This is a genomic window from Micromonospora cabrerizensis, from assembly GCF_022230955.1.
GTDB classification, from domain to species: domain Bacteria; phylum Actinomycetota; class Actinomycetes; order Mycobacteriales; family Micromonosporaceae; genus Micromonospora; species Micromonospora cabrerizensis.
Map to the genome: position 1 here is coordinate 1 of NZ_JAKKFI010000073.1, position 23,897 is coordinate 23,897.

The 23,897-nt window shown below is 73.9% G+C and carries 3 protein-coding genes; all 3 read right to left on the reverse strand.

Annotated elements, in window-relative coordinates; all coding sequences use genetic code 11:
- A partial coding sequence (locus LADH09A_RS18510; protein ID WP_238646719.1) for a type I polyketide synthase occupies positions 1-5,467 on the reverse strand: 5,467 nt, incomplete at its 3' end.
- Positions 5,468-5,501: 34 nt separating this feature from the next.
- Positions 5,502-19,898, reverse strand: coding sequence for a type I polyketide synthase (locus tag LADH09A_RS31725; protein WP_274529747.1), 14,397 nt, complete (start codon positions 19,896-19,898; stop codon positions 5,502-5,504).
- A 23-nt stretch (positions 19,899-19,921) separates the two neighbouring features.
- The coding region (locus tag LADH09A_RS31730; protein ID WP_274529748.1) for a type I polyketide synthase at positions 19,922-23,897 on the reverse strand (3,976 nt) is incomplete at its 5' end.

Sequence of the window (23,897 nt, forward strand, 5' to 3'; positions counted from 1 at the left end):
CCGAATTACCCGTCCCCAAAAAACCTTCGAGACCGTCGGGGCTCTGCTGGGCCAGGCCGGCGTAGTCGTGGTACATCAGACCGGCGAAAACCCCGGTGTCGGATCCGCGCAACGAGGACGGCTCGAAACCGGCTCGCTCCAGCGCCTCCCAACTCGCCTCCAACAGCAACCGCTGCTGCGGGTCCATCGCCAACGCCTCACGCGGTGAGATCCCGAAGAACTCCGCGTCGAAATCCGCCGCGTTCGGCAGGAACCCGCCCCGGCCCGTCAGGGACGTCTCCGCCAACGTCTCCAGGTCCCACCCACGGTCGGTCGGGAAATCGCCTGTCCCCTCACCGTCGGACTCGATCAACCGCCACAGGCTCTCGGGGGAATCCACCCCACCCGGGAAACGGCAGGCCATTCCCACGATGGCGATCGGCTCATCCGCCGCCACCGTCGTCGCCGCAACCGGAACAACGGCCGCCACCCCGATCAACTCCGACAGCAGATGATCCACCAGCGCGTCCGGGGTCGGATAGTCGAACACCGTCGTCGCCGACAACCGCAACCCGGTCACCGCCGACAACCCATTGCGGAACTCCACCGCCGTCAACGAATCAAAACCCAACTCACCAAACGCCTGACCACCATCCACCGACCACCCCTGCGGATGACCCAGCACCACCGCCACCCGCGACGACACCACCTCCAGAACAACGGCCCGACGCGCGTCATGATCGAGGGGCGCGAGGCGGTCACGCAGCGACGCGGAGGCGGCAGCGGTACGACGGACGCGTACCAGGTGCTGGAGGACGGCCGGGACGGTCCCGGCTGCCCGGATCGCCCGCAGGTCGAGCCGCACCGGCACGGTGACGGCGGTGTCCTCGGCCGCCGCCCGGTCGAAGAGCGCGAGGCCCTGTTCCGCGGTGAGTTCGCGGGCGCCGCCCCGGAGGAGACGTTCCCGGTCGGCGGCGTCGATGTCGGCCGCCATGCCGACGTCCCAGGGACCCCAGGCCAGCGAGGTGGCCGGCAGTCCCAGCCCGTGGCGGTGCTGCGCCAGGGCGTCGAGGAACGCGTTGCCGGCCGCGTACGCGCCCTGGCCCGCGTTCCCGAACACCCCCGCAGCCGAGGAGAACAACACGAACGCCGACAACCGCCGATTCCGCGTCAACTCGTGCAGATACCAACCCGCATCCACCTTCGCCCGCAACACCGCCGACAACCGCTGCACCGACAGCCCGCTGACGACGCCGTCGTCGAGCACACCGGCCGTGTGCACCACACCGGACAGCTCCGGTGCGCCGGCGACCACCTCGGCCAGTGCCGCCCGGTCGGCCACGTCCACCGCGACCAGCCGCGCGGACGCCCCCAGCTCGGACAACTCGGCCAGGAGTTGGGTCGCGCCCGGTGCGTCGGCGCCACGGCGGCTCAGCAGCAGCAGGTCGCGTACGCCGTGCGCGGTGACCAGGTGCCGCGCCACGTACCGGCCGAGCTGCCCGGTGGCGCCGGTGACCAGCACCGTGCCATCGGCCAGGTCGAGAGCCCGCGGTTCGGTGCCGGCCGGTGGCCTGGTGAGCCGTGGTGTGGTCGCGTCGCCGTCGCGCAACGCGGCCTGCGGTTCCCCGGTCGCCAGCAGCCCCGGCAGTGCCGCCTCTGACTCGTCCGTCGCGTCGACGTCGACCAGGACGAAGCGGCCGGGGTGCTCGGACTGAGCCGCCCGGACGAGTCCCCAGACGGCTGCGGCCCCGGGGTCGGTGACCGGCTCCCCGGCCGTGGCGACCGCGCCGGTCGTGACGACGACCAGCCGTTCGCCGTCCTGCGGCCCGGCGACCAGCCAGGACTGGAGGGTCTCCAGGACGGCGGCGGCGCGGTCGTGGGTGCTGGTGACGACGTCGTCACCGGCGGGGTCGACCCGATGGACCACCACCGGGCCGGTGACACTCGCTGCGGACGGCACCAGCGGAAGCCAGCCGAGGTGCAGCAGCGCGTCGGCGGTGGCGGCGGCGGCCGGGGTGGTGAGCGGGCGCAGGACGAGACGGTCGACGGTGAGGACCGGCTGGCCGGCGGCGTCGGTCAGGTCCAGTCGGACGGCGTCGGCGCCGAGGGAGCGGATCCGGGCGCGGACAGCGGTGCCGCCGATCGCGTGCAGGGTGACGCCGGACCAGCTGAAGGGCACGCTGGCGCCGTCGGCGTGAGTGGGCAGCAGGTCACCGGCGCCGATGGCGTGCAGGGCGGCGTCGAGCGCCGCCGGGTGCAGCTGGAAGCCCTCGACCTGCACGGTGTCGTCGAGGGCGATGTCCGCGTACACCTGCTCGTGGTCACGCCACGCGGCGCGCAGCGCGCGGAAGGTCGGGCCGTAGACCAGGCCGCGGTCGGCGAAGGCCTCGTAGAGGCCGTCCAGGGCGACGGCGGTCGCGCCGGACGGCGGCCAGTCCGTCGGCGGCGGGTTCACCACGCCACGGTCGGGCATGAGTGTGCCGGCGGCGTGCTCGACCCACGTCTCGCCGTCGGGGCCCGCGTGGATGCCGACGGCACGACGCCCGTCGGTGTCGGCGGGCCCGACCCGGACCTGGACGTGCACGGCGTCCTCGCCGAGGGTGAGGGGGGTTCCGGTGGTGAGTTCCTCGACCCGGTCGCAGCCGACCCGGTCACCGACGGCCAGGGCCAGGTCGACGAGGGCCGCTCCGGGGACGACGACCGTCCCGGAGAGGGCGTGGTCGGCGAGCCAGGGGTGGGTGGGGAGGGTCCACCGGCCGGTGACGACGAGTTCGTCCGCGCCGGCGAGGGTGATGGCGGTGTCCAGCATGGGGTGCCCGGTGCCGCCGCTGCCGGTGGGCGTGCCGGTGCCGACGGGCCAGAAACGCTGGTGGTGGAAGGCGTAGGTGGGCAGGTCGACGCGCCGCGCGCCGGGGTAGCACGGCGTCCAGTCCACCGCGACGCCGCGCACGAAGACCTGAGCGAGGGCGGCGAGCAGGGCGGTCGGCTGGTCGCGGTCAGAGCGTTGCACGGGTACGAACACCGCGTCCGCGACGCAGTCGGCACCCATGGCGGACAGCACGCCGTCCGGGCCGATCTCCACGAACGTGGTCACGCCCGCAGCTTCCAGGGTGGCGATGCCGTCGGCGAAGCGGACCGCCTCCCGCACGTGCCGCACCCAGTAGCCGGCGTCCTGCGTCTCGGCGATCTGCCCACTCACGTTGGACACGATCGGGATCCGGGGCTGCCCGTAGGTCAACGTCTGCGCGACTCGGGCGAACTCGGCCAGCATCGGCTCCATGAGCACCGAGTGGAACGCGTGGCTGACCCGCAGTCGCTTGGACTTGTACGTCGCCGCCACCGCTGCCACCTCGTCGGCGACCCCGGACAGCACCACCGAACGCGGACCGTTGACCGCTGCGATGGACACCCCGTCGGTCAGCAGCGGCAGCACCTCCGCCTCGGTGGCCCGCACCGCCACCATCACCCCGCCGGTGGGAAGGGCCTGCATGAGCCGCCCCCGGGCCGCGACCAGCTTCGCCGCGTCGGGCAGGGACAGCACCCCGGAGACGTGCGCGGCGGCGATCTCACCGATCGAGTGTCCGACCAGGTAGTCCGGGGTGACACCGAACGACTCGACCAGGCGGAACAGAGCCACCTCGACCGCGAACAGGGCGGTCTGCGTGTAGACCGTCTGGTCCAGGTCATCGGCCTCGGCGATCACCTCACGCAACGGCCGGTCGAGATGACGGTCCAGCTCCGCGCACGCCGCGTCGAACGCCTCGGCGAACACCGGGAACGACGACGCCAACCCCAGACCCATGCCCGGCCTCTGTGACCCCTGACCGGAGAACACGAATGCCGTCTTCCCGCGTACCACCGACCCGGTGACCGGACCCGGCTCACCAGCGGCCAACGCCGCCAGCTCCTCCGGCCCGAACACCACCGCCCGGTGCGGGTGTGCCGTGCGGTGCGCGGCCAGGGTGAACCCCACATCCACCGGGTCCGCCTGCACCCGCACGAGCCGGGCGGCCTGACCCCGCAACGCCTCCGAGGAGCGCGCCGAGATCACCCACGGCACCACCCCGGCTGCCGGGGGCCGCTCTCCGGCGGGAACGGCGTCCGGCGCGGGCTCCTCCAGGATGATGTGGGCGTTCGTACCGGAGACACCGAACGAGGAGACGCCCGCCCGGCGCGGTCCGGGACGTTGCGGCCACGGCTGGGGCTCGGCGGCGACGCGGACCGCTCCGGCGGTCCAGTCGACGTGCGTGGACGGCTGGTCGGCATGCAGGCTGCGGGGAATCCGGCCGTGGCGCATCGCCATGACCATCTTGATGATGCCGGCGACGCCGGCGGCGGCCTGGGTGTGGCCGATGTTCGACTTGACCGAGCCGAGCCACAACGGCTGGTCGGCGGGTCGGTCCTGACCGTAGGTGGCCAGCAGGGCCTGCGCCTCGATCGGGTCGCCCAGCGTGGTGCCGGTGCCGTGGGCCTCGACCGCGTCGACGTCGGCGGTGCCCAGGCCGGCGTTGGTCAGCGCGGCCCGGATGACGCGTTGCTGGGAGGGCCCGTTCGGGGCGGTCAGGCCGTTCGAGGCACCGTCCTGGTTGACCGCGCTCCCCCGCACCACGGCGAGCACCGGGTGACCGTTGCGGACGGCGTCAGAGAGCCGTTCCACCAGCAGCATACCGACGCCTTCGCCCCAGCCGGTGCCGTCGGCGTCGTCGGAGAACGGCTTGCAGCGGCCGTCCGGGGCGAGGCCCCGCTGACGGGAGAACGCCAGGAACGCTCCGGGGGTGGCCATCACCGTGACGCCGCCGGCCAGCGCCAGGTCACACTCACCCTGTCGCAGCGCCTGGGCGGCCAGGTGCAGAGCGACCAGTGACGACGAGCAGGCAGTGTCGACGGTGACGGCGGTGCCCTCAAGGCCGAACGTGTACGCGATCCGGCCGGACGCGATGCTACCGGTGCTGCCGGTGCCGAGCGAACCCTCGGCGGAGTCGCCCAGCTCGCCGACCAGCGCGGCATAGTCGTGGTACATCACACCGGTGAAGACCCCGGTCCGGCTGCCCTTGAGGGCGACCGGGTCGACGCCGGCCCGCTCGAAGGCCTCCCAGGACGTCTCCAACAGCAGGCGCTGCTGCGCGTCGGTGGCCAGCGCCTCCCGAGGCGAGATGCCGAAGAACGCGGGGTCGAAGTCACCGGCGTCGTGCAGGAAGCCACCGTGCCTGGTGTACGACGTGCCGGGGTGGTCCGGGTCGGGGTGGTAGAGCTTCTCCACCTCCCAGCCGCGCTCGGCGGGGAACTCCCCGATGGCGTCGACCCCCGAGTCGACGAGCTGCCACAGCGACTCCGGGGAGTCCACGCCACCGGGAAACCGGCAGCTCATGGCGATGATGGCGATCGGCTCGCGGTGCCGGGCCTCCACTTCCTGCAACCGCTCGCTGGTCTCGTGCAGCTCGGCGGTGACGCGCTTGAGGTATTCGCGGAGCCGATCTTCGTTCGCCATGGGAATCACCTGTCCGAGAGAGTGTGCGAGCCGGTCAGGACGCGCCGAGGCGGCGGTCGATGAACGCGAAGAGCTCGTCGTCGCTGGCTTCGTCGAGCGTTTCGGTGACCGGGGCGCCCGCCCCGGTCACCTCGGCCCACTGGCCGGTGAGTGCCTTCAGCCGGGCCGCGACGCCGTCGCGTACGGCCAGTTCGGCGACCTCGTCCGGCAGGAGGGCGGTGAACGCCTGCTCCAGCCGGGCCAGTTCGTCGAGCAGACGCGGCGTACGGGCCGGGGCGAGCGTGCTCAGCAGGTGGTCGGCGAGAGCGCGCGGCGTCGGGTAGTCGAAGGTGAGCGTCGCCGGCAGGCTGAGCCCGGTGGCGGCGTTGAGGCCGTTGCGCAGTTCGACGGCCGCGAGCGAGGTGAACCCGAGGCCGGTGAACTCCAGGTCCGGGTCGACGGTGTGCGCTGCCCCGTCGCCGATCGTGGCGGCCACCTGGGTGAGGACCACGTTCAGCACCGCGTCGCTGCGGCCGGCCGGGTCGGTCGAGGCGATCTGCTCGGCGAGCGTACGGTCCGGTCCGCGCCGGCTCGCCCGGCGCTTCGGTGCCTCCCGCAGCAGGCCGCGCAGCACCGCCGGCACACTGGCCGGGGTGGCTGTCGGGTCGAGCCGCAGCGGCACCAGGGCCGGCTCGGCGGCGCCGAGGCTCAGGTCGAACGCGGTCAGTGCCTGCGTCTCGGTCATCGGCAGGATGCCCGTGCGGGCCATCCGGGCCAGGTCGGCCCCGGCGAGGGTGGCGGCCATGCCGGCCGCCCACGGCCCCCAGGCCAGGGAGGTGCCGGGCAGGCCCGCACGCCTGCGGTACGCGGCAAGCGCGTCGAGGAACGCGTTGGCGGCGGCGTAGTTGCCCTGCCCGGGGCCGCCGACGACACCGGCCGCCGAGGAGAACAGCACGAACGCGGTCAGGTGCCGGTCGCGGGTCAGCTCGTGCAGGTGCCAGGCAGCTTCGGCCTTGGGGCGCAGGACGGTGGCGACGCGCTCGTCGGTCAGCGCGGTGACCACCCCGTCGTCGAGCATCCCGGCGAGGTGCACGACACCGGTCAGGTCGGGGAGGCCGTCGAGCACCTGGGCGAGCGCGGCGCGGTCGGCGGCGTCACAGGCCACCACGGTCGCGGTGGCTCCGACGGCGGCGAGGTCGCGGACGAGAGCGTCGGCGCCCGGCGCGTCGGGGCCCTGCCGGCTGAGCAGCACCAGGTCGGTGACGCCGTGCCGGGTGACCAGATGGTGGGCGACGACCCGGCCGAGCCCACCGAGGGCACCGGTGATCAGCACGGTGCCGGTGCCCGGGCCGGCGGCCTCGTCACCGCTCACCGAATACGGCGTGAGGACGGGGGTGAAGACCCCGTCCACACCGATGGTGATCTGGGACTGCTCCGCTGCCGCCGCGGCACGGATCTCGTCCTCGCCGGTGCCGGGTTCGGCGTCGACCAGGGTGAACCGACCGGGGTGTTCCGACTGGGCGGCGCGGACGAGCCCCCAGACCGCGGCTCCGGAGAGGTGGGTGACGTCGCGGCCGGTGGCGCCGGCGGTGACCACGGTGAGGCGGGTGTTGTCGGCGATGGCCGACTGGAGGGCGTCGAGCGCCCGGGCGGTGGCGGTGCGGGTGGCGGCGAGGGGGTCGCTGCCGTCCGCGGCGATCCGCAGGATCACGCTCTCGGTGTCGCCGGTGTCGGGCAGGTCGATCGGCGTCCAGTCGAGGCGGTGCAGCACCGACGGCGGCGCGTACGCCCGCAGTCGCAGGGCGGCCACGGTGACGACCGGGTCGCCGACGGCGTCGGCCAGCGTGACCTGGACGGCGTCGCCGACGCTGAGGCGGACCTGGGCGGCGGTGACGCCGGGCTGGTGGACGGTGACCCCGGACCAGGCGAACGGCACCTTGGCGGCGCCGTCGCCGGCCTGGCCGTCGAGGCCGAGGGTGTGCAGGGCCGCGTCGAGCAGGGCCGGGTGGATGCCGTAACCACCGGTGTCCACCTCGTCCGGCAGGACGACGTCAGCGTGCAGGGTGCCGTCGGTGTCGCGCCAGGCGGTCCGGACCCCCTGGAACGCCGGGCCGTAGTCGAGGCCGCGTCGGAACAACTCGTCGTAGAGTCCGTCCACGTCCAGTGGCGCCGCGGCGGCCGAGCGGCCCACCGGGAGGACCGGTGCATCGTCGCGGGCAGCCAGGGTGCCGGTGGCGTGGGCGGTCCAGGTCGTGCCGTCGGTGGTGGCGTGGATGGTGACCGGCCGGCGGCCCTCGTCGGTGGCCGCGCCGACCCGTACCTGGATGTGGGCGCCACCCTCGTCCAGGATGAGTGGGGCGGCGAGGACCAGGTCGTCGAGGCGGTCGCCGGCTCCGGCGGCGAGGGCGGCTTCCACCAGCGCGGTTCCGGGCACCAGGAGGACGCCGTCGACCCGGTGGTCGGCGAGCCACGGCAGGGTCGCGACCGACCAGTGGCCGGTGAGGACGCGTTCCCCGCCGGCCTCGGCGAGGGTGATGGCGGTGTCGAAGAGCGGGTGGCCGGTGCTGTCGCGGCGCGCGGCGGCGGCCGGGCCGGTGGGCCAGTAGCGGCGGTGCTGGAAGGCGTAGGTGGGCAACTCGATGAGACGGCCGCCGGGGTGACACTGTGCCCAGTCGACCGCGACGCCGCGCACGAAGGCCTGCGCGAGGGCGGTGAGCAGGGCGGTCGGCTGGTCGCGGTCGGAGCGTTGCACGGGTACGAACACCGCGTCCGCGACACAGTCGGCACCCATGGCGGAGAGCACCCCGTCGGGACCGATCTCCACGAACGTGGCGACACCCAGGCCTTCCAGGGTGGCGATGCCGTCGGCGAAGCGGACCGCTTCCCGCACGTGCCGCACCCAGTAGCCGGCGTCCTGCGTCTCGGCGACCTGCCCGCTCAGGTTCGACACGATCGGGATCCGGGGCGACTCGTAGGTCAACGTGTCCGCGACCCGGGCGAACTCGGCCAGCATCGGCTCCATGAGCACCGAGTGGAACGCGTGACTGACCCGCAGCCGCTTGGACTTGTACGTCGCCGCCACGGCTGCCACCTCGTCGGCGACCCCGGACAGCACCACCGAACGCGGACCGTTGACCGCCGCGACGGACACCCCGTCGGTCAACAGCGGCAGCACCTCCGCCTCGGTCGCCCGCACCGCCACCATCACGCCACCGGTCGGCAGGGCCTGCATCAGGCGACCCCGGGCGGCGACCAGCTTCGCCGCGTCCGACAGCGACAACACCCCGGAAACGTGCGCCGCCGCGATCTCACCGATCGAGTGCCCCACCAGGTAATCCGGCATGACACCGAACGACTCAACGAGGCGGAACAACGCCACCTCGACCGCGAACAACGCCGTCTGCGTATAGACCGTCTGGTCCAGGTCGTCGCCCTCGGCGATCACCTCACGCAACGGCCGGTCGAGATGACGGTCCAGCTCCGCGCACGCCGCGTCGAACGCCTTGGCGAACACCGGGAACGACGACACCAGTTCCAGGCCCATGCCCGGCCGCTGTGAACCCTGACCGGAGAAGACGAACGCGAGCTTGCCGTCGACCACGTCACCGGTCACCACGCCGGGATCCGGACGTCCCTCGGCGACCGCGTCGAGGGCGTCCGGCCCGAACACCACAGCCCGGTGCGCGAAGGTGCCGCGCGCGCCGAGGGTGTGTCCGATGTCGGCGGTGTCCAGTCCGGGGTGGGACGCCAGGTGGGCCAGCAGTCGCGTCGCCTGGTCGCGTACGCCGTCGGTGGTGGTCGCGGTGAGCGGCCAGGCCGCCGGACCGGTGTTCGGCGGCCGGGGTGCGGGGGCGGGCTCGGGAGCGGCTTCGAGAATGACGTGGGCGTTGGTGCCGGAGACACCGAACGAGGAGACGGCGGCGCGGCGGGGACGGCCGTTCACCGTCCACGGGCGTTCCTCGGTGAGCAGTTCGACGGCGCCGGCCGACCAGTCGATGTGCGGGGACGGGTCGTCGGCGTGCAGGGTGCGCGGCAGGACGCCGTGCCGCATCGCCTCGATCATCTTGATGATGCCGGCGACGCCCGCGGCGGCCTGGGTGTGGCCCATGTTCGACTTGATCGAGCCGAGCCACAGCGGCCGGTCGTCGGGGCGGTCCTGACCGTAGGTGGCAAGCAGTGCCTGCGCCTCGATCGGGTCGCCGAGCACGGTGCCGGTGCCGTGCGCCTCGACGGTGTCGACGTCGCCGGTGCCCAGGCCGGCGCTGGCGAGTGCGGCGCGGATGACCCGCTGCTGGGCGGGGCCGTTCGGGGCGGTCAGACCGTTGGAGGCCCCGTCGGAGTTGACGGCGCTGCCGCGGATGACGGCGAGGACCGGGTGGCCGTTGCGGCGGGCGTCGGAGAGGCGTTCGACCACGAGCATGCCGACGCCCTCGGACCAGCCGGTGCCGTCCGCTCCGGCGCCGAAGGACTTGCAGCGGCCGTCGGCGGAGAGCCCGCGCTGGCGGGAGAACTCGATGAAGGTGCCCGGGGTGGCCATCACGGTGACCCCACCGGCGAGCGCCATCGTGCACTCGCCGCTGCGGATCGCCTGGATGGCCAGGTGAAGCGCCACCAGGGAGGACGAGCAGGCGGTGTCGACGGTGACCGCCGGGCCTTCCAGCCCGAAGGTGTACGCGATCCGGCCGGAGATGACGCTGCCCGCGTTGCCGATGCCGAGCAGACCTTCGACGGCGTCGCCGTCGGGGTCCAGGCGGGACACGTAGTCGTGGTACATCACTCCGGCGAAGACGCCGGTGCGGCTGCCGCGTACGGTCGCCGGGTCGATACCTCCCCGCTCGAAGGCCTCCCACGAGGTTTCCAGCAGCAACCGCTGCTGGGGGTCGGTGGCGAGGGCCTCGCGCGGGCCGAGCCCGAAGAACGGGGCGTCGAAATCGGCGGCGTCGGCGAGGAAGCCGCCCGAGCGGGTGTACGAGGTCCCGGGGTGGTCCGGGTCGGCGTGGTAGAGGCGGTCCACGTCCCAGCCCCGGTCGGCGGGGAAGTCACCGATCGCGTCGCTGCCGGTCTGGACGAGGCGCCACAGGTCCTCGGGTGAGCTGATCCCGCCGGGGTAGCGGCAGGCCATGCCGACGATGGCGATCGGTTCGTCGGCCCGGGCGGGCGCGGTGACCTCCGGGGTGCCGGTCAGGTCGACGCCGAACAGCGTCTCGTGCAGGTGGGCGGCGAGAGCGGCCGGGCTCGGGTGGTCGAAGACGAGGGTGGCCGGCAGCCGCAGACCGGTCGCCGCGTTCAGGCCGTTGCGCAGCTCGACGGCGGCCAGCGAGTCGAACCCGGTCTCCTGGAACGCCTTGCCGGGGGCGACGGCCTGACCCGAGCCGTGGCCGAGCACGCTCGCGACGTGGGTGCGGACCAGGTCGAGCAGCGCCTCCCGCTGGTCGGCCGGGCGTAGGGCGCCCAGGCGCTGGACCAGGGAGGCGTCGCCGGTGGCGGCCCGGGCGGTGCCACGACGCCCGGCCCGGACCAGGTTGCGCAGCAGCGGGTGGACGGTGGCCGGTGCGGTACGCCCGGAGGTGAGCCGCAGCGGTACGACCACGGTGCGCTGGCCGGCCGCGTCGAGGAGGCCGAGGCCGTCCTCGGGTGTGATCAGGGCCAGTCCGCCACGGCTGATCCGCTGGACGGCGTCCGGGTCCAGGTCGGCGGCCATCCCGGCGGCCCAGGGTCCCCAGGCCAGCGACGAGGCGGGGAGCCCGGCCCGGTTCCGCAGCTCGGCCAGGGCGTCGAGGAAGGCGTTCGCTGCCGCGTAGTTGGCCTGGCCGGGGCTGCCGAGCAGACCGGCCGCCGAGGAGAACGTCACGAACGCGGTCAGCGGGTGCCCGGCGGTGAGTTCGTGCAGGTGCCAGGCGGCGTCGACCTTTGGTCGGAGCACCGCCCCGAGGCGTTCCGGCGTGAGCGCCGTGACCACACCGTCGTCGATCACGCCGGCGATGTGGACGACCCCGGTCAGGCTGCCCGCGCTGCCGATGGCCGCGGCGAGAGCGTCACGGTCGGCCAGGTCACAGGCCAGGACGGTGCTGGTCGCGCCGAGCGCGGCGAGTTCCGCGGTGAGGTCGGCGGCCTCCGGGGCGTCCGGGCCGCGGCGGCTGAGCAGCAGCAGGTCGGTGACGCCGTACCGGGTGACGAGGTGTCGGGTGACCAGCCGGCCGAGGGTGCCGAACGCGCCGGTGACCAGGACCGTGCCGGTGCCGAAGTCGTGGCCGGCGGCGGGTTCGGTGACCCGGGCCAGTCGGGGCGCGCGCAGGGCGCCGTCCCGGATCGCGATCTGCTCCTCGCCGGTGGCGAGCACGGCGCCCAGGTGTTCGTCGCCGTCGGTGTCGATGAGCAGGAACCGGCCGGGGTTCTCGGTCTGGGCGCTGCGGACCAGGCCCCAGACGGCGGCGGCGGCCAGATCGGTGACCGGGTCGCCGGGAGCGCTGCGGACCGCGCCGCTGGTGACGATCGCGAGCCGAATGTCCCGTTCGACGGCGTCGCGCAGCGCGGCCAGGACAGTGGCGGTGGTGGCATGGGTGGCGGTGATCGGGTCGGTGGGGTCGGTGGCGGGTACGCGCAGCACCTCGGTTCCGGTGCGGTCCGACGTGCCGGGCGCCTCGACCGGGATCCAGTCGAGGTGGTGCAGGCCGTCGGTGCTGGCGGTGCGCTCGGCGTAGCGGCGCAGCACCAGGGAGTCGGCGGTCAGCAGGGTCCGGCCGACGGTGTCGGTGAGGTGGACACTGACGGCGTCGGTGCCGGCGTCGGCCAGCCGCACCCGGGCGGTGACCGCGCCGGCAGCCCGCAGGGTGACGCCGGACCAGGCGAACGGCACCCGGGCCTGACCGTCGTCGCTGCCCAGGACGCCGAGACCGAGCGGGTGCAGGGCGGTGTCCAGCAGGGCCGGGTGCACGCCGTACCGGCTGCCCTCCACCGGCAGCTCCACCTCGGCGTACACGGCGCCGTCGGTGCCCAGCCACGCCTGGCGCAGCCCCTGGAAGGCGGGACCGTAGTCGAGGCCGCGGCGGCGCAGGGCGTCGTAGAGGCCGGTGGTGTCGATCGCCGCGGCCCCGGTGGGCGGCCAGGTGGTCGGCGTGGTGTCGTCGGCGCGCGCGGCGGTGCTGAGGGTGCCGGTGGCGTGGGTGGTCCACCGGGTGCCGTCGGAGCTGGCGTGGACGGTGACGGCGCGGTGGCCGGAGTTGTCGGCCGCGCCGGTGCGTACCTGGACCTCCACCCGCTGCTCGCCGAGGATCAGCGGGGCGGCCAGGACGAGATCGTCGACCTGGTCGCAGCCGACCTCGGCACCGGCGGCGAGGGTGAGTTCGAGCAGCGCGGTGCCCGGGACGACGACGTCGCCGGCGACCTGGTGGTCGGCGAGCCACGGCAGCGCGGTGCGCGACCAGCGGCCGGTGAAGATCCGTTCGTCGCCGTCGCCGGCCAGGGTGACCATGCCGCCCAGCAGCGGGTGGTCGACCGCGTCGCCGTTGCCGGTGACCGTGGCGGCGGGCCAGTAGCGCTGGTGCTGGAAGGCGTAGGTGGGCAGGTCGATGAGACGTCCGCCGGTCAGGCACGGTGTCCAGTCCACCGCGACGCCGCGCACGAAGACCTGCGCGAGGGCGGTGAGCAGGGCGGTCGGCTGGTCGCGGTCAGAGCGTTGCACGGGTACGAACACCGCGTCGGTGACGCAGTCCGCACCCATCGCGGAGAGCACGCCGTCCGGACCGATCTCCACGAACGTGTTCACCCCTGCGGCTTCCAGGGTGGCGATACCGTCGGCGAAGCGGACCGCCTCGCGCACGTGCCGCACCCAGTAACCGGCGTCCTGCGTCTCCGCGACCTGCCCGCTCACGTTGGACACAATCGGGATCCGGGGCCGCGCGTAGGTCAACGTGTCCGCGACCTGCGCGAACTCGGCCAGCATCGGCTCCATCAGCACCGAGTGGAACGCGTGACTGACCCGCAGCCGCTTCGACTTCTCGAACTGGGCGGCAACGGCGGCGACCTCGTCGGCCACACCGGACAGCACCACCGAACGCGGACCGTTCACCGCAGCGACCGACACCCCACCGGTCAACAGCGGCAGCACCTCCGCCTCGGTCGCCCGCACCGCCACCATGACCCCGCCGGTCGGCAGTGCCTGCATCAGGCCGGCCCGGGCGGCGACCAACGCAGCCGCGTCGGCGAGGGACAGCACCCCGGAAACGTGCGCCGCCGCGATCTCACCGATCGAGTGCCCCACCAGGTAATCCGGCATGACACCGAACGACTCAACGAGGCGGAACAACGCCACCTCAACGGCGAACAACGCCGTCTGCGTATAGACCGTCTGGTCGAGGTCATCGCCGTCGGCGATCACCTCGCGGATCGGCCGGTCGAGATGACGGTCCAGCTCCGCGCACACCGCGTCGAACGCGTCCGCGAACACCGGGAACGACGACACCAGATCCAGGCCCATGCCGGTTCGCTGTGAACCCTGACCGGAGAACACGAACGCGAGCCTGCCGTCGACCACGTCACCGGTCACCAGGCCGGGATCCGTCCGCCCCTCGGTGACCGCGTCGAGGGCGGCCCGACCGAACACCACGGCCCGGTGCGGAAACGAGCCACGCCGGGTGAGGGAGAGACCGACGTCGACCGGATTCGCGTCGAGGTACGGCAGCAGTCGCGCGGCCTGCGCGCTCAGCGCGGCCGGTTCGGCGGCACCGAGCGTCCACGGCACCGGCAACGTCGCCGGTACGAGCGCGGCCTTGGGCTCCGGCGCAACCTGCGAGTCCGGGACGGCCTGCGGCTGCGGCGTCGGGGGCGCTTCCAGGATCGCGTGGGCGTTCGTGCCGCTGATGCCGAAGGAGGAGACCGCGGCGCGGGCCGGACGATCCACGTCGGGCCACGGCTGGGCCTCGGTGAGCAGGGACACCGCCCCGGTGGACCAGTCGACGTGCGGGGTGGGCGCGTCCACGTGCAGCGTGCGCGGCAGCACCCGGTGCCGCATCGCCATGACCATCTTGATGATCCCGGCGACGCCGGCCGCCGCGACGGTGTGCCCGATGTTCGACTTGACCGAGCCGAGCCACAGCGGCTGACCGGTCGGGCGGTCCTGGCCGTACGCGCTGAGCAGAGCCTGTGCCTCGATCGGGTCGCCGAGGCGGGTGCCGGTGCCGTGCGCCTCGACCGCGTCCACGTCGGCCGGGGTAAGGCCGGCGTCGGCCAGTGCCGCCCGGATGACCCGCTGTTGGGCGGGGCCGTTCGGGGCGGTCAGGCCGTTGGACGCGCCGTCCTGGTTCACGGCGGTGCCACGGACCACGGCGAGGACGCGGTGACCCTTGCGGACCGCGTCGGAGAGCCGCTCGACCAGCAGGAGCCCGGCGCCCTCGGACCAGCCGGTGCCGTCCGCGCCCGCCGCGAACGACTTGCAGCGCCCGTCGGCGGACAGGCCCCGCTGGCGGGAGAACTCCACGAACGCGTCCGGGCTGGCCATCACCGTGACGCCGCCGGCCAGGGCCAGGGAGCACTCGCCGGACCGCAGGGAGCGGACCGCCAGGTGCAGCGCCACCAACGACGAGGAGCAGGCGGTGTCCACGGTCACGGCCGGGCCCTCCCAGCCGAGGGTGTACGCGATCCGGCCGGAGGTGACGCTGGCCGCCGTGCCGGTGAGCCGGTAGCCCTCGACACCGTCGGCAATCTGGTCACCGGTGCCGTACCCGGAGAAGGACGCGCCCACGAAGACACCGGCGGGCTCGCCGCGCAGACCGGCGGGGTCGATACCGGCCCGCTCGACCGCCTCCCACGCGGTCTCCATGAGCAGCCGCTGCTGCGGGTCCATGGCCAGTGCCTCGCGCGGTGAGATGCCGAAGAACGCCGCGTCGAAACCGGCGACGTCGGCGACGAAGCCACCGGCCCGGGTGTAGGAGGCCCCGGGCTGGTCCGGGTCCGGGTCGTAGAGGGAGTCCAGGTCCCAGCCACGGTCGGCGGGGAAACCGGCGATCGCGTCGGTGCCCGACTCGACGAGGCGCCACAGGTCCTCGGGTGAACCGACGTCACCCGGGTAGCGGCAGGCCATCCCGATGATGGCGATCGGCTCGTCGGAGACGCCGACGACCGGCGCGACGGTGTTCGCGGTGCGGTCCGAGCCGGACAGCAGGGCGTCCAGCTCGGCGGCGAGCACGGCGGCGTACGGGTAGTCGAAGGCGACAGTGGTGGGCAGGCGCAGGCCGGTCGCGGCGACGAGGCGGCTGCGCAGTTCCACGGCGGTCAGCGAGTCGAAGCCGAGTTCCCGGAACGGGCGGTCGGCCGGGACGGCGTCGGCGGACTCGTGGCCGAGGACCGCGGCGGCCTCGCTGCGCACCAGGTGCAGCAGGTACGCGCGGCGCTCGTCGGCGGTGCGGCCGGCCAGGAGATCGGCGGCCGTGCCGGTGGACTGCGGCTCGTCCGGCGCGCTGGCGAGCAGTGGCGTGAGCAGGGGGCTGTGCCGTCGTACCGTGAAGGCGGGTCCGAAGCGCGACCAGTCCACGTCGGCGACCACGACGGTGGTGTCGCCGGCGGAGACGGCGTGGGCCAGCGCGGCGATGGCGCGGGTCGGGTTCATGGCGGTGATGCCGCGCCGGGCGAGGTGGGCGGAGACCTCGGCGTCGGCCATGCCACCGCCGGCCCACGGGCCCCAGGCGACCGCGGTGGCGGGCCGACCCTGGGCGGCGCGGCGGGCGGCGAGGGCGTCGAGGTACGCGTTCGCGGCGGCGTATCCGCCCTGGTCGCCGCTGCCCCACACGCCCGCGATCGACGAGAAGAGCACGAAGGCGTCCAGCTCGTCGCCGAGGATGTCGTCGAGGTGCCGGGCGCCGAGCACCTTCGCGGCACCGAGTTCGGCGATGTCGCCGGGGTTCAGGCCGGTGAGCGGGGTCAGGTGGGCCACGCCGGCGGTGTGCACGACCGAGCGGACCGGCGTGCCCTCCGCGCGCAGCGTCGCGACGAGGGCGGCGAGGGCGTCGCGGTCGGTGACGTCGCAGGCCGCGGCGGTGATCTGGCAGCCGGTTCCGGCCAGTTCGGTGGTCAGGGCGTCGAGGCCGGGCGCGTCCGGGCCGCGGCGGCTGACCAGGACGACCCGCTCCGCGCCGGAGTGCGCGGCCCAGCGGGCGACGTGGGCGCCGAGCGCCCCGGTGCCGCCGGTGACCAGGACGGTGCCGGTCGGCTGCCATGGTGCGGCGGTGGTGGCGGGGGCGCGATCGATGCGGCGGGCGTGCAGGCCGTCGGCGCGAATCGCGATCTGGTCCTCGTCGGTGGTGCCGGTCAGGACCGCGGCGAGCTGGTCGGTGACGTCCCCGGCCAGGTCGACGAGGCCTCCCCAGGTGTCCGGGAGTTCGAGGGCGGCCACCCGGCCGAGGCCCCAGAGCGCGGCCTGGGCGGGGTCGGGGGCGATGCCGTCGGTCCCGGTGGTGACGGCGCCGGTGGTGACGGTCCAGATCGGGGCGGTGCTGCCGGCGGTGTCGGCGGCGTTGACGAGGGCGAGCAGGGTGGCCGTGGCGTCCAGGTCGTCGGTGCGGGAAGGGTCGCCGGTGCGGGAGGGCACGTGCAGGATGCCGGCCAGCTCGTCGGTGATCTCCGGGGCGGTGCCGATGTCCGGGGTGGCGCCGTGGCGGGTCAGCAGGTCGTGCAGCTGCTGGGCGGTCGGGTCCGCCGGGTCGGCGACGATGCGCCACGGCCCGGCGAGGGCCCCGGTGGGCGCGACGTCGACGGGCTGCCACCTCTCCCGGTAGCGCCACTCGTGGGGAGTGCCGCTCACCGGTTTCGGCAGGTCCGGCCAGAAGTAGCGGCGCTGGAACGCGTAGGTGGGCAGGTCCACCGTGCGAGCGGCGGGGTGGCACGGCGTCCAGTCCACCGGCACGCCGCGCACGAAGAGCTGGGCCAGCGCGGTGAGCAGTGAGGTGGCCTGCTCGCGGTCGGCGCGTTGCACGGGTACGAACACCGCGTCGGTGACGCAGTCCGCGCCCATCGCGGAGAGGACCCCGTCCGGGCCGATCTCCACGAAGGTGGCGACCCCCAGGCCCTCCAGGGTGGCGATCCCGTCGGCGAAGCGCACGGCCTCGCGCACGTGCCGCACCCAGTAACCGGCGTCCTGCGTCCCGGCGACCTGCCCGCTCACGTTGGACACGATCGGGATCCGGGGCTGCGCGTAGGTCAGCGTTGACGCGACCTGCGCGAACTCGGCCAGCATGGGCTCCATGAGCACCGAGTGGAACGCGTGGCTGACCCGCAGTCGCTTGGACTTCTCGAAGTGGGCGGCGACCGCCGCGACCTCGCGTTCCACACCGGACAGCACCACCGAGTGCGGGCCGTTCACCGCCGCGACGGACACGCCGTCGGTCAGCAGCGGCAGCACCTCCGCCTCGGTCGCCCGCACCGCGACCATCACGCCACCGGTCGGCAGCGCCTGCATCAACCGACCCCGGGCGGCCACCAGCTTCGCCGCGTCCGGCAGGGACAGCACCCCGGCCACGTGCGCGGCGGCGATCTCCCCGATCGAGTGCCCCACCAGGTAGTCGGGGGTGACGCCGAACGACTCGACGACGCGGAACAGGGCGACCTCGACCGCGAACAACGCCGTCTGCGTGTAGACCGTCTGGTCCAGGTCGTCGCCCTCGGCGATCACCTCACGCAACGGGCGGTCGAGATGACGGTCCAGCTCCGCGCACGCCGCGTCGAACGCCTCGGCGAACACCGGGAACGACGACGCCAGCTCCAGACCCATGCCGGGCCGCTGCGAACCCTGGCCGGAGAAGACGAACGCGAGTGGGCCGCGCGTGACGACGGCCCGCACCACGCCGGCCGTGCCGCGTCCCTCGGCGAGCGCCGCCAGCGCGGCGAGCCGTTCCGCCGGGTCGGTCGTGGTGATCGCGGCCCGGTGTCGCAGACCGGCGCGGGTGGTGGCCAGCGAGTGCGCGACGTCGCCGGGGTCGGCGTCGCCGTCGGTGAGGTGGCGGGCGAGGCGGGCCGCCTGGGCGTACAGGGCGGCGTCGTCGTGGCCGGAGAGCAGCAGCGGCGCCGGGACGGTGGCCGGCTCCCGGGCCGGCTCCTCCTCGTCGCCGGGCGGTGCCTGCTCCACGATGACGTGGGCGTTGGTGCCGGAGACGCCGAAGGCGGACACCCCGGCCCGGGCCGGGTGGTCGCCGGACGGCCAGGGACGGGCCTCGGTGAGCAGCTCCACGGCACCGGTCGACCAGTCGACGTGCGGGGTGGGCGCGTCGACGGACAGGGTCCGCGGCAGGGTGCGGTGCCGCATCGCCATGACCATCTTGATGATCCCGGCGACACCGGCGGCCGCCTGCGTGTGGCCGATGTTCGACTTGATCGAGCCAAGCCAGAGCGGGTCACCCCCTGCCCGGTCACGGCCGTAGGTGGCCAGCAGCGCCTGCGCCTCGATCGGGTCACCGAGCACGGTGCCGGTGCCGTGCGCCTCGACCGCGTCCACCTCGGCGCCGGTGAGCCCGGCGTTCTCCAGCGCGGCGCGGATGACCCGCTGCTGGGACGGGCCGTTCGGGGCGGTGAGGCCGTTGGACGCGCCGTCCTGGTTGACCGCGGTGCCGCGGATGACGGCGAGCACCGGGTGGCCCAGCCGGCGGGCGTCGCTGAGACGTTCCACCAGCAACAGCCCGACGCCCTCACCCCAGCCGGTGCCGTCGGCGGCGGCGGCGAACGACTTGCAGCGGCCGTCCGCCGCGAGCCCACCCTGTCGTTCGAACTCCTCGAACGCGCCGGTGGTGCACATGACGGTCGCGCCCCCGGCCAGCGCCATCGTGCACTCGCCCTGCCGCAACGACTGGACCGCCAGGTGCAGCGCGACCAGCGACGACGAGCAGGCGGTGTCGACGGTGATGGCCGGGCCCTCGAGGCCGAAGAAGTACGACAGGCGGCCGGAGACCACAGCGGCCGCGTTTCCGGTGAGCAGGTGACCCTCGTCCGCGATCGGCGTACGCATCAGCACCGACGCGTAGTCCTGCGTGTTCGAGCCGACGAAGACGCCGACCTGACGGCCCCGCAGCGAGAGCGGGTCGACACCGCCACGCTCCAGGGCCTCCCAGGCTGCCTCCATGAGGAGCCGCTGCTGCGGGTCCATGGCGACGGCCTCGCGCGGCGAGATGCCGAACAGCGCCGCGTCGAACTCACCCGCCGCGTCCAGGAAGCCGGCCGGCCGGGCGTACGAGGCGGCCGGGTCCCAGCCGCGGTCGTCCGGGAAGTCGGACAGGGCCCCGGCACCGTCGGCGACGAGACGCCAGAGTGCCTCGGGCGAGTCGACGCCGCCGGGATACCGGCAGGCCATTCCGACGACAGCGATCGGTTCCCGCTGCGCCTCGGTGAGTCGGCGGTGCTGGTGGCGCAGACGCTCGTTCTCCTTGAGGGAGGAGCGCAGTGCCTCGACGAGCTTGTCGTTGGAGGTGGCCATCATGAGCTCCGCACGTCGGTGGTTCAGCGAGAGGAATCGAGTGCCAGCCGGATGAGGTCGTCCTCATCCAGTCCGTCGAGGTCGGTGCCGTCCGGCTCCCCGACGGTTGGTTCGGCGTCGTCACCGGCGCCGTCGGCGAGGCGCAACAGGGCGTCCAGCAACCCGGCGGCCCTCAGCCGGGCCGGGGAGATCGCGGCGAGCGCCTGCCGGATGCGGGCGTCGTCGTCCAGCTCGTCGGGCCCGAACAGCTCGTCGTGCAGGTGCTCGGCGAGGACCAGGGCGCTGGGGTAGTCGAAGATGAGGGTGGTGGTGAGCCGCAGGCCGGTGCTCGCGTTGAGCCGGTTGCGCATCTCGATCGCGGTCGCCGAGTCGAAGCCCAGCTCCCGGAACGCCCGCTCCGGCTCGACGAACTCGGCCGACGGGTGCCCGAGGACGGCGGCGGCCTCCGCCCGTACGGTCTGGAGCAGGGCCCGGTGCCGCTCGCCGCGCGACAGGTCACGCAGTCGGGTGTAGAGCGCGGACGCCCCCTGGCCGCTGATGGCGGCCTGGTCGGCCTCGCGGATCCGGCGCACCTGCGGCAGTTCGTGCAGCAGCGGCCGGGGTCGGGCCGACTCGTAGGCGGGTGCGAACCGCTGCCAGTCGACGTCGGCGATGGCGACGAAGGTCTCGTCGTGATCCAGGGTCCGTGCCATCGCGGCGATGGCCAGGTCGGGTGCCATCGCGGCGAGGCCGCGTCGGCGCAGTTGTTCGACGATCGCGGCGTCGGACATGCCGCCGCCGTCCCACACCCCCCAGGCGATCGAGGTGGCGCGCAGGCCGCGGGCCCGGCGACGGGCCGCGAGCGCGTCGAGGTACGCGTTGGCCGCCGCGTACGCACCCTGGCCGCCACCGCCCCAGACGCCGGAGTTGGAGGAGAACAGGACGAACGCGCTCACGTCCCCGACGAGATCGTCGAGCAGGGCGGCGCCTGCCGCCTTCCCGTCGACCACGTCGGCGAACTCGTCCAGGCCGGTGTCGGCGAGCGACGCCGAGCGGGCGACGCCAGCGGCGTGGAAGACCGCGCCGAGGTCATCGATGCCGTCGAGCACGCCGCGGAGCGCGTCACGGTCGGCGACGTCGCAGGCGGCGATGGTGACCCGGGCGCCGAGCTGTTCCAACTCGGTACGCAGGTCGCCGGCACCGGGGGCGTCCGGGCCGCGGCGGCTGGTGAGCACCAGGTGCTCGGCACCGCGTCCGGCCAGCCAACGGGCCACGTGTGCGCCGATCGCCCCGGTGCCACCGGTGACCAGGGTGGTGCCGGTCGGCGTCCAACCGGTCCTCGGTGCCGGGCCGTTGACGGGCGCGGGGCGCAGGCGTCGAACGTGGACGCCGTTGTCGCGTACCGCGATCTGGTCCTCGTCGTCGATGCCGGCGACGGCGGCCTGGAAGCGGGTGAGCACGGTGCTGTCGAGCCGGGCCGGCAGGTCGATGAGCGCTCCCCAGCGGTCCGGCTGCTCCAGGCCGAACACCCGGCCGGTGGCCCAGACCTGGGCGGGCCCGGTCAGCGGCGGCTCGTCGGTGGCGGTGACGGTGACCGCCCCGCGGGTGACGATCCGGAGTCGGCCGGGGATCCCGGCGTCGGCCAGGGCCTGGATCAGCAGCACGGTCGCGGTCAGGCAGGGCGGTACGACGCCGTCGGTGTCCGGGGCGACCGCCAGCAGGGACAGCACACCGGACACGGCGGGTTCCGGGCCGGTCGCCGCGCCCAGTTGTGCGGTCAGGGTGGCCCGGTCGGTGGTTGCCGGGTCGACCTCCACGACGACGGCGGTGCCGCCGGCCTGCTCGATCGCGGCGGTGGCGAAGGTGGTCTCGGTCTGCGCGGTGGCAGTGGTCAGCACAAGCCAGGTGCCGGTGAGCAACGCGTCGGTCGGCTCGGGCAGGGCGGTCCAGCCGACGGTGTAGCGCCAGGTGTCGGTGGTGCCGCGCTCCTTGCGGGTACGCCGCCAGGCGGTGAGGGCGGGCAGCAGGTCGGTGCCGTCGTCGGTGATGCCGAGTGGGGTGAGGTCCCCGTTCTCCACGGCCTGCCAGAACTCGCTGTCCATCGGGTCCAGGACCGGCACGGGCGCATCGCCGACCGGCCAGAAACGCTGGTGCTGGAAGGGGTAGGTGGGCAGGTCGACGGTCCGGGTCGCCGGGATGACGGTGGTCCAGTCGACGGGTGCGCCGCGTACCCACGCCTCGGCCAACGACCGGACCAGCTGATCGGGGCCGCCCTCACCACGACGCAACGTCCCCACCGTGGCGACCTCGGCGGTGTCGGCGATCGCACCGGTGAGCACGGGGTGCGCACTGACCTCGACGAAGATCCGGTGCCCGGCCGCGTACGCCGCCTCGACGGCCAGGTCCAGCCGCACCGGCTGACGCAGGTTGCGATACCAGTAACCGGCGTTCAACTGACCGCCGTCCTCCACGGTGGAGAACACCGGCACCGCACCGGGTTGCGGACGCACCCCGTCGAGCAGACGGGCGAGTTCCGCCTCCACGGGCTCGACCAGAGCGCAGTGCGAGGCGTAGTCGACCTTGACGCGCTTCGCCCGCACCCCGGCCGCTTCGGCGGCGGCCAGGAACGCGTCCAGGTCAGCACCCGCGACGGCAACGCTGGTCGGGCCGTTGACCACCGCGACACTGACCCCCTCGGTCAGCAGAGGGGTGACCACGTCCAGGCCGGCGTTGACCGACACCATCCCACCGGTGCCCGCGATCGACAGCAGTGCCTGACTGCGCAACGCGACGACCTTCGCCGCGTCGCTGAGCGACAGCGCACCGGCCACACACGCCGCCGCGATCTCACCCTGCGAATGACCGATCACCGCATCCGGCACCACACCCTTGGACCGCCACACCTCGGCGAGCGAGACGTGCACCGCCCACAGGACCGGCTGCACCACGTCCACCCGCTCCAACGGATCGTCCGAGCGCAACACCTCCAGCAAGTTCCAGTCCACGAACGGATCCAGCGCCGCCGCACACTCCGCGATCCGCGCCGCGAACACCGGCTCGGCATCCAGCAAACTCACGGCCATACCAACCCACTGCGAACCCTGACCCGGGAACACGAACACCACACCGGCCGAACGCGCCACACCCGAAATCACCGTGCTGGACGGCAACCCGTCGGCCAGGGCCGCGAGCCCGCTGCGGTGGTCCGGGCCGAGCACGACCGCCCGGTGGTCGAACGTCGCCCGCGACACCGCCAGCGAATACGCCACCTCTTCGGCGGTGCCACCCCACTCGGTGAGCCGCTGCGCCTGGCCGGCGACCGCCTGCGGGCTGCGCCCGGACAGCACCCACGGCACGTCCTGCGACACCACGGCCGGCTCGTCGAGCGGCGCGGCCGGCGGCTCCTCGATGATCACGTGGGCGTTCGTGCCGGACACCCCGAACGACGACACCCCGGCCCGGCGTGGGCGCTCCCCCGCCGGCCACGGCCGCGCGTCGGTGAGCAGCTCCACCGCACCCGCCGACCAGTCGACGTGCCCGCTGGGCCGCTCGACGTGGACGGTTCGCGGCATCGTGTCGTGCCGCATCGCCTCGATCATCTTGATGATGCCGGCGACCCCGGCGGCGGCCTGCGTGTGGCCGATGTTCGACTTGATCGAGCCCAACCACAGCGGCTGGTCGGCGGGTCGGTCCTGACCGTAGGTGGCCAGCACGGCCTGCGCCTCGATCGGGTCACCCAGCCGGGTGCCGGTGCCGTGCGCCTCGACAGCGTCCACGTCGGCGGTGCCCAGGCCGGCATCCGCGAGGGCGGCCCGGATGACGCGTTGCTGCGACGGCCCGTTCGGGGCGGTCAGCCCGTTCGACGCGCCGTCCTGGTTGACCGCGGTTCCCCGCACCACGGCGAGCACCCGGTGACCGTTGCGCACTGCGTCGGAGAGCCGCTCCACCAGGAGCACACCGGCGCCCTCGGCCCAGCCGGTCCCGTCGGCGTCGTCGGAGAAGGACTTGCACCGGCCGTCG

Coding starts and splice junctions, on each gene's coding strand:
- LADH09A_RS31725 (WP_274529747.1), bottom strand. CDS start 19,898: ATGGCCACCTCCAACGACAAGCTCGTCGAGGCACTGCGCTCCTCCCTC.